Consider the following 13,939-nt stretch of genomic DNA (forward strand, 5'->3'; position numbering starts at 1 on the left):
TTGGTAATATGAAAAGAATAATGAAATTTATTGAAATTATAAAGCAAGATTACTAACTGAAAGAAACTTCCTTTTCAATTAAGGCTTATTTTGTTATGATAGAATTATGAATTTTGAAAAAATAGAAAAAGCCTTTGAGCTTATTTTAGAGAATAGTCAGCTTATTGAAACGGACTTACATACACATATTTATGATGCAATTATTGAACAAAATTCCTACTTATTGGGTGCAAAAGGGGCAAACAAACAAGTTGAAGGAAATATTCAAGCATTAAAAGAATTACACTTAACAAAAGAAGAATGGCGACGTGCCTTTCAATTTGTATTTATTAAGGCCTCACAGACCGAGAGATTGCAAGCCAATCATCAATTTACTCCAGACAGTCTTGGTTTTATCTTGCTCTATATGATGGAGACTTTAGTATCTAATCATTCATTTGATTTATTAGAAATTGGTAGTGGAACTGGTAATTTGGCTCAAACTATCTTAAACAATACGAGTAAGTCTATTGACTATCTTGGTATTGAGCTGGATGACTTGCTTATCGATTTATCAGCAAGTATTTCTGAAATAATGGATTCTTCTGCAAAATTTTTACAGGAAGATGCTGTGAGACCACAAATTCTTAAAGTAAGTGATGTTATCATTAGTGACTTACCAGTTGGTTATTACCCAAATGACGATATAGCAAGTCGTTATAAAGTAGCTAGTAAGGAAGAGCATACTTATGCTCACCATTTATTAATGGAACAGTCATTGAAGTATCTAAAAGAAGGTGGTTATGCTATATTTTTAGCTCCAACTAATATTTTAACTAGTCCACAAAGCGATCTGTTGAAGCAATGGTTAAAAAACTATGCCCAGGTTATGGCAGTTGTTACTTTACCTGAAACGATGTTTGGCAATCCAAATAATGCCAAGTCGATTTTTGTCTTAGGAAAAACGAAAAATCAAGCGGTTGAAACATTTGTCTTTCCAATTACTAACATTCAATCCACAGAGCTTATTCAAGATTTCATGAACAAGTTTAAAAATTGGAAACTTGCTAATGTCATTTCATAGAATTTTTGATATAATAGTAGAGCATTACAGAAAACGATTACAAGCGAGGTAAAACATGTCAAAAACAATTGCAATTAATGCTGGTAGTTCAAGTCTTAAATGGCAACTATATCAAATGCCTGAAGAAACAGTTCTTGCACAAGGAATTATTGAACGTATTGGATTAGAAAATTCAATTTCAACTGTTAAGTTTAATGGTCAAAAAGAAGAAGATATTACTGATATTCCAGATCATTCAACAGCAGTTAAAATTTTATTGAATGATTTAATTCATTTAGGGATTATTGCATCTTATGATGAAATTACAGGCGTTGGTCACCGTATTGTGGCTGGTGGTGAATATTTCACGGATTCAGTATTAGTTGATGAAAAAGTTGTCGAACGAGTTGAAGAATTAGCAGCTTTGGCACCATTACATAACCCAGGTGCAGCAGCAGGTATTCGTGCTTTCCGCGAAATCTTACCGGATATCACAAGTGTATGTGTCTTTGATAATGCTTATCATATGACAATGCAACAACATACTTACTTATATCCAATCCCACAAAAATATTATACTGAACATAAAGTTCGTAAATACGGTGCACACGGAACTAGTCATAAGTATGTTGCCAATGAAGCAGCAAAAATGTTAAACCGTCCTGTTGAAGAATTAAAAATCATTACTGCTCATATTGGTAACGGTGTTTCAATAACTGCTAATTACCATGGAGAGTCTGTTGATACATCAATGGGATTCACTCCACTAGCAGGTCCAATGATGGGAACTCGTTCAGGTGATATTGACCCTGCAATTATTCCTTATATCATTGAACGTGATCCAGAATTAAAAGATGCAGCTGATGCCGTAAATATGCTTAATAAAAAGTCTGGTTTAGGTGGCGTATCTGGTATTTCAAGTGACATGCGTGATATTGAAGCTGGACTACAAGAACATAATCCAGAGGCTGTGTTGGCTTACAATATGTTTATCGATCGTATTAAAAAATATATTGGTCAATATTTTGCAGTTTTAAATGGAGCTGATGTGCTTGTCTTTACAGCAGGTATGGGTGAAAATGCACCATTAATGCGTCAAGACGTTATTGCTGGTATGTCGTGGTTTGGTATGGAACTAGATACTGAGAAAAATGTATTTGGTTACCGTGGTGAAATCTCTACTCCGGATTCAAAAGTTAAAGTACTTGTTATTTCAACTGATGAAGAGTTATGTATTGCCCGTGACGTTGAACGTCTACGCCAAAAATAAGAAACAAGAAAATGAACAGCTCCTGGTAAAATGGACATGAAATAAAAAAACTATTTCAATCATTTTATCAAGGAGCTTTTTCATGCGTAAAAATCAGAACTACACGGGCGACTTTAAAGTAAAGGTTGCACAAGCTTATCTTTTTGACCACTTAGGTGGCTATCAATCAGTGGCAGAACATTTTGGTGTCACCAATCGCTCACAAGTACAACATTGGGTTAAATTGTACGAGAACAATCCTCAACTTCTCTATCAAGATAATCGTGGTAGACCGGCACAAGTTAAGTCAGAGACGATGACTTTAGAAGAACAAGTCAACTATCTCAAAATGGAGGTAGCTATTCTAAAAAAGCTCAGAAAGCTCTTGTAAAAATCTCTACAAGAGCTAAGTATCAAGTCGTTGATAGTTTAACAGGACAGTATGCCATTACTGCTCTTTGTCATTATCTTGGTATTTCAAGGAGTGGTTATTATAGCTGGATTAAGAAAAACCGCCCCCTTACAAAATCTTGGAATTCTCAGCTGGCAGAGAAGATTCAACTTCTCTTTGATGCCTCTTTTAAGGGCTATCGCTATATCTGGATGCAACTTAAGCGACTTTATGGTATAAGCGTCAACCCAAAGACTGTCCTTCGCTATATGCAAGTTCTCGGTTTGAAATCGCCAATACGCAAGAAACGCTTTACTTCTTGCACGAGGCAAGAAATGAACAAAAAAGCGAGAAAGGTTTCGCCAAACCTTCTCGCAAGACACTTCGTCGCCACACGACCTCATGAAAAGTTAGTGACAGATGTTTCTTATGTGTATCATAAACAGGGTAGACTGTACTTAAGTATTATCAAAGACCTGTATGATAACTCTATTTTAGCTTACAATCTATCAAAATTCAATGATAATCAGTTAGTTTTTGAGAATTTAGACCTTGTTTTCAGAAAAGATTGGGACAAATCAAAATCTTGTCTTTTACATTCAGATCAAGGATTTCAGTATACGAACAAGCAGTATCACAAAAAACTTGAAACTTTTAATGTGACGGTTTCTCATTCTCGTAAGGGAAACTGTTATGACAACGCTTGTTGTGAAAACTTTTTTTCTCATCTTAAAAGTGAATCTTTGGAATTATTTGTACCTGAAAATGAGACGGAATTGATGCAGCAGATTGACGATTTCATTACATGGTATAACTTTGATAGACCACAACTCAAACTAAAAGGCATGACTCCTATTGAATATAGGCAGACATACCTTTGAGTGGAAATGTGTTTTTTTTGAACTGTCTATTTTATTTGGGGCTTGACAAAACACATTATTCTTAATGTGTTTTTTATTTTTCTCTTGACAAAAAATGTAAAGTCAACTATACTATAAATGTAAAGTTAAGTTGACATAAAAGGGGAAATATGAAAAATAATCTTCAAGAACTCCGCAAAGAAGGTAAAATAAGTCAATCAGATTTAGCTGAACAAGTTGGAGTTACAAGGCAGACGATTATCTCACTAGAAAAAGGTCGCTACAATGCATCTTTAGAATTAGCCTTTAAATTATCAAAGTATTTTCATGTGGGTATTGAAGACATTTTTGTCTATGAAGAAGAGGGATTAGAAAATGATTAAAGGATTAGTTAATGGGTTAACAGGTAAGAAAACACTTGAAGATTATAAAAAATCAATTCAATTTTGGTCTATTCTTTTATTTTTTATTGCATCACTTACATTAATTATAAATGGAAAACTGCATCTTACTTCGTTTGGTAAAGGGGTTTTAATTGGTGTAGCATTAGCCTTGTTCGTTTTAATTGGTAGAAATTACTATTTATTAGGTAATGAAAAGAAATTAAAAGAAGCTTACTTAAGTGCCTATGATGAAAGAAATCAGCAAATTTTTTTAGTAGCCAGTGCTTTTGCCTTGAGTTTGCAAGCAATAATCGTTAGTATAGGATTAATCCTATTTGCTTTCTGGTCAATTGAATGGTCAATCATTGGTTTTCTGATCATTGATTTGTATGTCTTATTGATCAGTTTCATAGGAACTAAAATAATTTTAGATAAAGTCATATAGGAGGTTTCATGGATACAGCTCTATCAAAAATTAAGTGGTTTTTTATTGCTCTGGGGATTGTTGTTGTCGAGCAATTACCAATTCTATTGGTAAAAAAAGGCCAACCACTATGGCAAGTTATAGCCATTTCAAGTATATTATTAATTATCACTGGGCTAACTTATTATTTTGCGAAAAAAACGGAACTGCTAGAAAATAAACTCATTTCAGATGGTGATTCTGCCATCCTTTGGATAGGGCTGGGTTTTGCAGCATTAACGATCACCAAATTCATAGGTGGTATGGTTCTATTTTTAGAACACGGAGCTAATGCTAACACAGCTAACCAGGCGGCTTTAGTACAGGCTGGTCTGCATCCGATCTTGCTCTTCATTCTAGCAGCAATAGTTGCACCGGTCGTTGAAGAGACAGTCTTTCGTGGCATTATCTTTGGGAAACTCTTTGGTAGTGAATCCTATCTTGGCTTAGTTGTCAGCAGTTTGCTGTTTGGTGGTCTACATATGCCATCAGACATCGGCAGTTGGATTATTTATGCTGGTATGGGACTGGTTTTAGGCTTCGTTTATCATAAAACTAGAAATTTAAGCTATTGCATGATTATCCATTTTATCAACAATGGCTTAGCTGTTGTTCTCATGCTCTTGCTCCCTCATATAACATAAAAAAACCTTGTAAATTTTACAAGGTTTTTGCTTTTTCGATTGTTTTGTCAATTGCAGAGCTGACAGTTGAAGTCAGACCTTTTTCTTCAAGTTCCATTAGACCAGCAATTGTAGTTCCGCCGGGGCTACAAATCTTATCAATTAAGTCGTTAGGGCTATCATTGCCAACTAATAACTGTTGGGCACTGGCCTGAACAGTTTCAGCTACGATTGCTAAAGCTTTGTCCTTTGGCAATCCATGTTTAACCCCGGCCTTTGCCATGGCTTCGATGAAGAGGTAGATGTAAGCAGGGCTAGAGCCGGCTAATGCAGTAAAAGTATCAAAGTCCTTCTCATCGATAATAAAAGTCGAACCAAAACTATCAGTAATCTCTTTAGCAGTTTCTAACAGATTATCTGACACCCAATCGTTGGCTGTTAAAGCAGTTGTAGATTGCAAAATCTGAGCATTCATGTTGGGCATAATTCGAATCACAGGTAGATCAGAACCAACAAGTTGACTGATCCGCTCTAAACTTAAACCAGCAGCCATTGATAAAACAGTTTGCTTGAAATGTAAGGGGCTGAGCACTGATTCAAACATCTGGGGTTTTATGCCTAAGACAATTAAATCCACTTGATCAATTAAATCTTGATGTGAGTCGGCATAGTTTAGATTGAGCTGTCTCGCTAATTCTTTTGAGCGATCCAAGGAAGAACCAGAGATGAGGATCTCATGCTCGGTCTTTTTCAAACCTTGGATAATAGCGCTAGCCATTTTTCCGACTCCGATAAATCCAATTTTCATAGGTCTACCTTCTAGTATTTCTTAATTAAATCAACAGTTGAGCGGTCAAGTTTTTTAATAATGGCTTGTAAATAAGCTTGTGCTTCAAGGAAGTCATCCATAGCATAAAGCGTTTGATGTGAGTGGATGTAACGGGCACAAACACCAATTGTAGTTGATGGAACGCCGCCATTTTTAAGGTGTGCAGCACCAGCATCAGTACCACCTTTTGCACAGTAGTATTGGTATTTGACACCAGCTTCTTCAGCTGTTGTTAAAAGGAAATCACGCATATTTTTGAGCATGATATGGCCAGGGTCATAGAAACGTACTAATGTGCCTTCTCCAATAGCTCCTTGATTACCTGAGATATCACCTGCAGGTGAGCAGTCAACGGCAAAGAAAAGTTCAGGATCAAATTTAGTAGTGGAAACATGAGCTCCACGTAGACCAACTTCTTCTTGAACATTAGCACCCGCAATTAGGGTATTTCCTAATTCTTCTCCCTTAAGACTTTCCAGTAACTCAGAGACCATTAAGACACCATATCGGTTATCCCACGCTTTTGAAATGATATTCTTTTTATTTGCTGTTAAAATGGTTTCAGACTGTGGCACGATGATATCACCTGGTGTAATTCCGAAGCTTTCAGCCTCTTCCTTGTTAGCAAAGCCACCGTCGAATGTGATATCACTGATAGCTGGGAGACCTGCAGAGCCATTTCCTCCGCGTAAAAAGTGAGGGGGAACAGAACCAGAAATAACTGGAATGGCTTGTCCTCGGCGAGTATAGAGGGTGAAGCGTTGGGAACTCACAACTAATGGATTCCATCCACCGATCCCAACAACATTGAAAGTCCCGTTAGCATTGATTTGACTAACCATAAAGCCGACTTCATCCATGTGAGCAGCGACTAAAATACGTGGGGCATCACTTGCTTTGCTTTCTTTAATACCGAAAATTCCTCCAAGACCGTCTGTTTCGACACGATCAACCAAGGGGGTCATTTTTTGACGCAAAAAATCACGGACATTATGCTCATAGCCAGCAATGCCATCAAGTTCGGTTAATTCTTTAATTTTAGAAAATAATTCTGTCATTATTACACTTCCTTTATCTATTAAGGGATTTCCCTATTATCACTATATATTTTACCATTTTTATAGCAGAAAAGCCCTATAAATATAGATTAGTAGTGTAAGGTGAAAAGAAAATAGAGGAGAATTACTAATGAAAAAAGAAGAAAGATGGTGGCACAAAATATGGAAATTTGTGTTTCGTTTGTACAAGAAATAAGTTGACTACATAATTGGGACATTGGGCCTCCTTTTTATGACTAACTTACCTAAATTACAATTAAATGTCAACATTTTAACCAAAAACTAATATAAAGAAATTTTTCATTTATCATTCTAGACTCAGACCTATCCCAAATACTCCATTTTATGATAAAATATAGGATATGACTAATAGAAAACAAAAAGGTATTTCTGGGTTAGTAGGGCTATCAGCAGTTGCAGTGACAGCCCTAGTACTCAAGGAAAAATACCAAGAAAACAGAAGACTAAAAATCACAAATGAGATTCGTCAGTATTTTTCTGATTTAGGAGAAATTGATGTTCTTTATATCAATGACTATTCCTCAAGTTTTAGGGTTATTAATGGAGGAGTCGTCATGGCTGATAGCAGAGCTTACCAATTTACCTATAGTCGGGGCGATATTGTCTTTCAGGAGGAAAAATAATGATTATTCCAAAAAACTATGAAGAAATCGCTGAATTGCTTGAAAAGAAAGAAAAACTATTGCTTTTCTTTACTGCCGATTGGTGCCCAGATTGCCAATTTATATATCCAGTCATGCCAGAAATTGAATCAGAAAATCAAGAGTTAACCTTTGTCCGTTTAGATCGCGATGATTTTATGGATCTTGCACAAAAGTGGAATATTTTTGGCATTCCAAGCTTTTTAATCATTGAAAATGGACAAGAGAAGGCGAGACTGGTTAATAAATTAAGAAAAACTAAAGCTGAAATTAATCAGTTCATTTCAAGTAACAAGTAAGGAATAGGAAGAAAAATGATATTTGCTTATAATAAAGAACAAGTCGGTGATGTCTTGATGGTCATCTTAGAAGACACTAAAGATATCAAACGTTCTGTTGAACGTAAGGGACAAGTTGCCCGAATTACTGCTGATGAAACTGGCAAGACGCTTGCTTGGAATATCTTTGATGTCTCTAGCTTGATTAAGGTTGAAGGAAACGGCCAAGTTTTCCCAAGTCGAGAAGAACTTGATCGTTTAAATCAAGAATTAGCAAAAGAAGGATTTGAAGAAAGATTAACTGAGACAGTGTCTCCTGTGTTTGTTGTTGGACAAATTACAGAAATGGTAGCTCATCCTGACAGTGATCACCTCAATATTTGCCAAGTGGCCATCGGAGAAGATAAAACAGTCCAAATCGTAGCAGGAGCACCAAATGCAGCTCTTGGTTTGAAGACGATTGTCGCCTTACCAGGCGCAATGATGCCAAGCGGCAGCCTTATTTTCCCTGGCAAACTACGAGGACAAGACAGCTATGGGATGATGTGCTCTCCACGTGAATTGGCACTTCCAAATGCCCCGCAAAAACGTGGCATCATCGAACTTGATGATAGTGCAGTTGTTGGCGAATCATTCAATCCAGAAAAACATTGGCAAGTTTAATAAATTTGAAAGCGGGACAAAAATCAGTCATTTTGTAGAAATGACTGATTTAGTTGTTCCCCTTTTTTTGTTTAAATATAGACAAATACCTTAACTAAACATTTCGTTTACGAATAATTAGTTAAGGAGGTACAAAAATGTACAATAGAGTAATCATGATAGGACGCTTAGTTGCCGACCCACAATTAATTAAGACACCGAAAGATAAGTCGGTTTGTCGTGTTTCAGTTGCTGTTAATCGTCGTTATAAAAATGCTCAAGGTGAAAGGCAAGTGGACTTTGTCAATTTAGTTTTATGGGGGAAACTTGCTGAATCACTAGTTTCCTATGGTAGTAAAGGCAGCCTAATTTCTTTGGAAGGCGAGTTGCGAACACGTCGCTATGAAAAAGATGGGAAGAACTGTTATGTGACCGAGGTTTTGTGTCATACTTTTCAATTATTAGAAAGTCGTGCGCAGCGAGCAATGCGTGAAAATAACATGACGAATGATCTCTCTGACTTAGTTCTTGATGAGGAAGATGACCTACCCTTCTAAAATTTTTTTATTAAATTTTTGATTTTGTCTTATATGTCTGCTTAGCCCTGTCATAATAGGCTTTAGCAGTGATTCAATTGTCAGAATATTTCAACTAAAAGAGATGATTTGTATTTTTAGGTGTTGACAGGCCTAAAAAAATGGATTATAATTTAAAAAAATTAAACGAAGGAAAACAGGAGGTGCCCTATGGTAAACATTTGCACAACTCATAACATCAATAAGCGTTATTACTTTAGCTTCTTTAGATAGTGTTTGTAGTCATGGTAAGCATGGATACAAACACGTGAAACGTAAGTTTGTATCTATGAGGCTAGGGCTATTTGAGTTGTATGTCCACATAGATAAATCATATCTAAGTGGACACCACCATAGAGCAGTGTATTTTTAGCACTCTTGTATTTGTGTAAGACCATTTAGATATATCTAAATGGTCTTATTTTTGTACACAAATGAAAGAGGAGTCGAATGAAATTTAAACAATTATTTTTTACAGTCGGTGTATTAAGCTTATTGGTTATCTTATCAGCTTGTCGTAAAGAAGCGACAGAAAACAAGGGACAAGTTAAAGTAGGGATTATTCAATATGCCAAGCATCCTGCTTTAGATGCTTCACGAAAAGGCTTTATCGAGGCACTTAGAGATGGTGGTTATAAAGAAGGCAAGAACTTACAAATTACCAGTAAAAATGCTCAAGGTGAACAAGCTAATCTCCAAACCATGGTTGACCAATTAACTGGTAAGAATGATTTGAATTTTGCCATTGCAACACCGGCAGCACAGGCACTCTTGACTAGTGATCCAGATACACCCGCCGTTTTTACTGCCGTTACTGATCCCGTTGGAGCAGGTTTAGTTGATTCAATGGAAAAACCTGGTAAAAACATGACCGGTTCAATTGATGCTGGAAATGTTCCACAACAAGTCGCCTTGTTGCTAAAAGCTGTTCCGACTTCTAAAAAAGTGGGCATCTTTTATAATTCCAGTGAAGTAAATTCACAGATGCAAGCTAAAGAAGCAAAAAAAGCTCTGAAGAAAAAAGGAATTATAGCTGTTGAAAAGACAGTTACAACAAGTAATGATGTGCAACAAGTGATGACAAGTTTAGTTGGTCAAGTTGATGCTGTGTACTTACCGACTGATAATACAGTTGCATCAACAGCGATGACAATTGGTCAAATTTTAAAAGAAAATAAAACCCCGGCAATTGGCAGTGACAAAGCTTACCTTGACGCAGTACTCTTCACATCAGGCGTTGATTATGAAGCGATTGGTAGGCAAGCCGGGGAAGAAGCGGTAGCAATTCTCAATGGCAAAAAAGCTTCAACCATCGCCGTTGCCAAACCAGAAAAACCTGAACTAGCTATTAATAAAGACATGGCTAAATCACTTGGATTAAATCCTAAAGAACTTGAAAAACAATTAGTAGAAAGCAAATAGAGGACACTGACATGGAAGTTAACTATCAAAGAATCACAAAATTAAGCAAATTACTCTTCTTAGCTCTTACTAGCATTATCTTAGTTGCATGTCGGACAAGTGCAACGGAAAATGTGAGAACCTCAAAAAAAGAAATTAAAATTGGAATTCTGCAGTATATGGAACATGTCTCTTTAGATCAAGCTCGTAAAGGGTTTAAAGACGAGTTAAAAGCGCAGGGCTACACTGAAGGTGAGGATGTAACCTTTGATTACCAGAATGCGCAAGGGGATCAATCTAATTTACAGACTATATCAGAACAGTTGGTCAAAAAAAATGATTTGGTCTTAGCTATTGCAACACCGGCAGCGCAAGCAATGGCAACAGCCTCTACTGATAAACCGATTGTTTTTACAGCTGTAACAGATCCTGTTTCTGCTAAATTAGTTTCTTCTATCAAAAAACCTGGGGGGCTGTTGACCGGAGCAAGTGACCAAGCACCAATCGATAAGCAAGTTGATTTACTGGGGCAAGCACTTCCCAAGGCAAAAAAAGTCGGAATTCTCTATACAAATAGTGAGCGCAACTCAGAAGTACAAGTTAAAGAAGCTGAGAAAGATTTGAAGAAAGCTGGCTATCAAGTGGTTAAAAAAGCTATTTCTTCGACCAATGATGTGCAAGATGCGACTAATAGTCTGATGTCACAAGTGGATGCTGTTTTCGTTCCGACAGATAACACGGTTGCTTCAACCATGTCAATGATTGGTCAATTGTCAGTAGAGCACAAGGTTCCAATCATTGGTGGGTCAACAGATATGGTCGATGCGGGTGGCTTGCTGACTTATGGTACAAACTATCGTCAGTTAGGTAAACAAGTAGCAAAACAAGCTGTTAAAATCATCGAAGGTAAAAAGGCAGCTGAGATTCCGGTTGAGTATCCAAAGACACTTGAGTTGCATATCAATAAGGAGCAAGCCAAGAAATTAGGCTTAGATCTTAATCACTTATCAGTTAAATAATAAACAAGTAGTGGTAACTACTTAAGGGGGAAACATGGCATTAATATTATCAAGCTTGTCACAAGGGCTCTTATGGTCCGTGATGGCAATTGGCGTATACATCACATTTAGAATATTGGACATCGCGGACTTAACAGCAGAAGGGTCATATCCCTTAGGTGCAGCGGTTTGTGCGACAGGAATTGTATCTGGTCTCAATCCTTTACTTTCCACTCTCTTAGCTTTAGCTGCCGGGTTCATAGCCGGACTTGTATCCGGATTAATTCATACCAAGCTAAAAATTCCAGCTCTTTTGACGGGGATCATCACTTTGACAGGCCTTTACTCAATTAATCTGAAGGTGCTAGGTCGTGCTAATGTCGCCTTATTAGGACAAAAAACCTTAGTTAGCCAAGTCTATGATCTGGGCTTTACCAAAACGGCCTCAGTCATGATTCTTGGTGGCATCTTTGTTTTAATGGTTATTGCTGTCCTAACCTTACTCATGAAAACACAACTAGGATTAGCACTTCGTTCGACCGGAGATAACATTCCGATGAGTGAGTCCAACGGCATTAAAACGGACAATATGAAGATTTTAGGATACATGATTTCCAATGGCTTAATTGCTCTTTGTGGGGCACTTCTTTGTCAGAATAATGGCTACGCAGATTTGAATTCTGGGGTAGGAACCATTGTTATCGGTCTGGCATCAATTATTATTGCAGAAGTAGTGATTCGGAATTTGAGCATAGGCTGGCGCCTAACCTCAATTGTTATCGGTTCAATTATCTACCGTCTGATTATTCTAGCCATTTTATCTATTCCTGGTATGGATGCAGACTTAGTTAAACTCTTCTCAGCTATTCTTTTAGCCAGCGTTCTTTATGTTCCAGAAGTTCAAAAGAAATTACGTATTCGTCAACCCAAATTAGGTTAGGAGTTCATATGACAGCATTATTAACAATCGATTCGATTCACAAAGTATTTGAAGCAGGCACTGTTAATGAAAACCATGTCTTGCGAGGTCTATCTTTGGAAGTTGAGCAAGGTGACTTCATTTCTATTATTGGGGGCAATGGAGCCGGTAAGTCAACATTAATGAATAGCTTAGCAGGAACTCTCAGTCTTGATCAAGGAGATATTTTATTAGAAACTCAATCGATCAAAAATCAACCAGCTTCTCGTCGCGCAAAATTCATCAGCCGTGTTTTCCAAGACCCTAAGATGGGGACAGCATCACGCCTAAGTATTGAAGAAAACATGGCTATTGCTTACCGCCGTGGTAAAAAACGTGGTTTATCTTGGGGAGTTAAAGAAAACGAACGGCAGATTTTCAAGGAAGCTTTAAAAGAACTAGATTTGTCTTTAGAGAATAGGATGAAAGTGGACACACAATTCCTATCTGGTGGACAAAGACAAGCCTTAACTCTATTAATGGCTTCATTAGAAAAGCCAAAACTCTTGTTGTTGGATGAGCATACAGCGGCCCTTGACCCAAAAACCAGTGATATGGTGATGCGCTTGACTGATAAAATTGTCCAGACACATCAATTAACAGCCTTAATGATTACACACAATATGGAGAATGCCATTGCCTATGGCAATAGACTAGTGATGCTCCATCAAGGTAAAATTGTTGTAGATATTTCAGGGGAAGAAAAGCAAAAGCTCACCGTCCCACAGCTGCTAAATCTTTTCCAAGAAAGAAGTGGTCAAGAACTTAATGATGATGCCCTAGTTTTAGGCTAAATACCTACCATATCGTTTAAAACAGGAAAAATGATAAGATAAAAAAACCAGTATAGAAAATAGCTCTATACTGGTTTTTTTATTATAGTAAATCTAATTTTTTAAGTTTTTCATCGACCATTGCTAAGACGCGTTTGAGGTCATCTTCGTTTTGGACAAAATCAAGAACGTCGCCATTGATTTTCATTTTTGGTGATACATCGTAGTTTTCATACCATTCTGGATATTCACCGTGAACTTGTTGGTAGTAGTGTTCAAGACTTGGATTATCATCCACTTGCTCAAAGCTACGGCCACGTTTTTCAATGCGTTCTAGCATCCGTTCAAAGGAAACATCAATATAAATTAAGAGATCGGGACGTTTTTTTGGCATGCCTTCAAGTTCTTCAAGCATATTTGCCAATAATTCTTTATAGATTTCTAATTCAGCTTCTGTTACATTGCCATTTTTATAGTTGAGGGTTAAAAACAACTCGTCTTCAAATATAGAACGATCTAGTATATTGTTATCTGCTTTGTAAGCTTCCTTGATTGATTTAAACCGTTTGTTTAAAAAGAAAATTTGAAGTAAAAAAGCATACTTCTTAGGGTCTTCGTAATATAAATCAAGAACTGGATTATTATCCACAGCCTCATAAAAGACTTCAGTTCCGAGGTGTTCACCAAGTGCGGCTGCAAGAGAACTTTTTCCTGCACCAATTGTTCCAGCTAATACTATCAACATGATTCTCCT

The 13,939-nt window shown here is 36.9% G+C and carries 18 protein-coding genes; 15 read left to right on the forward strand and 3 right to left on the reverse strand.

Annotated features, from left to right (window positions below):
* Window positions 1–106: 106 nt before the first annotated feature.
* The 7 genes from MKY69_RS00865 to MKY69_RS00895 all read left to right on the forward strand — a co-directional run bounded on the left by MKY69_RS00865 (window position 107) and on the right by MKY69_RS00895 (window position 5,032).
* A complete protein-coding gene (locus MKY69_RS00865; protein WP_003103712.1) occupies window positions 107–1,063 on the forward strand; it encodes a class I SAM-dependent methyltransferase in 957 nt (318 codons plus the stop codon).
* Between the two features lie 55 nt (window positions 1,064–1,118).
* Window positions 1,119–2,312 (forward strand): acetate kinase, encoded by a 1,194-nt coding sequence (locus MKY69_RS00870; protein ID WP_003108638.1) that lies wholly within the window; start codon window positions 1,119–1,121, stop codon window positions 2,310–2,312.
* Between the two features lie 82 nt (window positions 2,313–2,394).
* Window positions 2,395–2,682, forward strand: coding sequence for a helix-turn-helix domain-containing protein (locus tag MKY69_RS00875; RefSeq protein ID WP_014571824.1), 288 nt, complete (start codon window positions 2,395–2,397; stop codon window positions 2,680–2,682).
* A gap of 2 nt (window positions 2,683–2,684) precedes the next feature.
* Window positions 2,685–3,563, forward strand: a complete 879-nt coding sequence (locus MKY69_RS00880; RefSeq protein ID WP_167842509.1) for an IS3 family transposase — start codon at window positions 2,685–2,687, stop codon at window positions 3,561–3,563.
* A 149-nt stretch (window positions 3,564–3,712) separates the two neighbouring features.
* Window positions 3,713–3,925, forward strand: coding sequence for a helix-turn-helix transcriptional regulator (locus MKY69_RS00885; protein ID WP_003108636.1), 213 nt, complete (start codon window positions 3,713–3,715; stop codon window positions 3,923–3,925).
* The gene (locus MKY69_RS00890) at window positions 3,918–4,370 is read left to right on the forward strand and encodes a hypothetical protein (RefSeq protein WP_003108634.1); all 453 of its coding nucleotides are present in this window, start codon (window positions 3,918–3,920) and stop codon (window positions 4,368–4,370) included. Before MKY69_RS00885 ends, MKY69_RS00890 begins: the two co-directional genes overlap by 8 nt.
* Before the next feature lie 8 nt (window positions 4,371–4,378).
* Entirely contained in the window at window positions 4,379–5,032 is a 654-nt protein-coding gene (locus MKY69_RS00895; protein WP_071520092.1) for a CPBP family intramembrane glutamic endopeptidase, read from the forward strand.
* A 16-nt stretch (window positions 5,033–5,048) separates the two neighbouring features.
* Here MKY69_RS00895 and proC read toward each other — a convergent pair whose 3' ends face one another.
* A complete protein-coding gene (gene proC / locus MKY69_RS00900; protein ID WP_003104671.1) occupies window positions 5,049–5,819 on the reverse strand; it encodes a pyrroline-5-carboxylate reductase in 771 nt (256 codons plus the stop codon).
* Window positions 5,820–5,830: 11 nt separating this feature from the next.
* Window positions 5,831–6,898 carry a glutamyl aminopeptidase gene (gene pepA / locus MKY69_RS00905; protein ID WP_003105090.1) on the reverse strand — a complete coding sequence of 356 codons (1,068 nt, stop codon included), beginning with the start codon at window positions 6,896–6,898 and terminating at the stop codon, window positions 5,831–5,833.
* Window positions 6,899–7,260: 362 nt separating this feature from the next.
* Here pepA and MKY69_RS00910 point away from each other — a divergent pair, with 362 nt between their 5' ends.
* From MKY69_RS00910 to MKY69_RS00945, 8 genes are all read left to right on the forward strand, one after another.
* Window positions 7,261–7,542, forward strand: coding sequence for a DUF4651 domain-containing protein (locus tag MKY69_RS00910; protein ID WP_003102775.1), 282 nt, complete (start codon window positions 7,261–7,263; stop codon window positions 7,540–7,542).
* Window positions 7,542–7,859: a thioredoxin family protein gene (locus MKY69_RS00915; RefSeq protein ID WP_003103432.1), complete on the forward strand. Its 318-nt coding sequence runs from the start codon at window positions 7,542–7,544 to the stop codon at window positions 7,857–7,859. The genes MKY69_RS00910 and MKY69_RS00915 overlap by 1 nt, the downstream gene beginning before the upstream one ends.
* 15 nt (window positions 7,860–7,874) lie before the next feature.
* Complete coding sequence (gene ytpR / locus MKY69_RS00920) at window positions 7,875–8,501, forward strand: YtpR family tRNA-binding protein (RefSeq protein ID WP_013794394.1); 627 nt, start codon at window positions 7,875–7,877, stop codon at window positions 8,499–8,501.
* Window positions 8,502–8,638: 137 nt separating this feature from the next.
* A complete protein-coding gene (locus MKY69_RS00925; protein WP_003105619.1) occupies window positions 8,639–9,037 on the forward strand; it encodes a single-stranded DNA-binding protein in 399 nt (132 codons plus the stop codon).
* A 468-nt stretch (window positions 9,038–9,505) separates the two neighbouring features.
* A complete protein-coding gene (locus MKY69_RS00930) occupies window positions 9,506–10,477 on the forward strand; it encodes an ABC transporter substrate-binding protein (protein ID WP_003108625.1) in 972 nt (323 codons plus the stop codon).
* Between the two features lie 11 nt (window positions 10,478–10,488).
* Complete coding sequence (locus MKY69_RS00935; RefSeq protein WP_003108623.1) at window positions 10,489–11,475, forward strand: ABC transporter substrate-binding protein; 987 nt, start codon at window positions 10,489–10,491, stop codon at window positions 11,473–11,475.
* A gap of 34 nt (window positions 11,476–11,509) precedes the next feature.
* Window positions 11,510–12,394: an ABC transporter permease gene (locus MKY69_RS00940; protein WP_003104091.1), complete on the forward strand. Its 885-nt coding sequence runs from the start codon at window positions 11,510–11,512 to the stop codon at window positions 12,392–12,394.
* An 8-nt stretch (window positions 12,395–12,402) separates the two neighbouring features.
* Window positions 12,403–13,206 (forward strand): ABC transporter ATP-binding protein, encoded by an 804-nt coding sequence (locus tag MKY69_RS00945; protein WP_003104647.1) that lies wholly within the window; start codon window positions 12,403–12,405, stop codon window positions 13,204–13,206.
* An 82-nt stretch (window positions 13,207–13,288) separates the two neighbouring features.
* On the opposite strand, the gene MKY69_RS00950 is transcribed toward MKY69_RS00945, so the two are convergent.
* Window positions 13,289–13,930, reverse strand: a complete 642-nt coding sequence (locus tag MKY69_RS00950) for a deoxynucleoside kinase (RefSeq protein ID WP_003102694.1) — start codon at window positions 13,928–13,930, stop codon at window positions 13,289–13,291.
* Between the last annotated feature and the right edge of the window lie 9 nt (window positions 13,931–13,939).

The sequence above is a fragment of the Streptococcus sp. FSL R7-0212 genome (genome assembly GCF_038007985.1).
Lineage (GTDB): Bacteria > Bacillota > Bacilli > Lactobacillales > Streptococcaceae > Streptococcus > Streptococcus parauberis.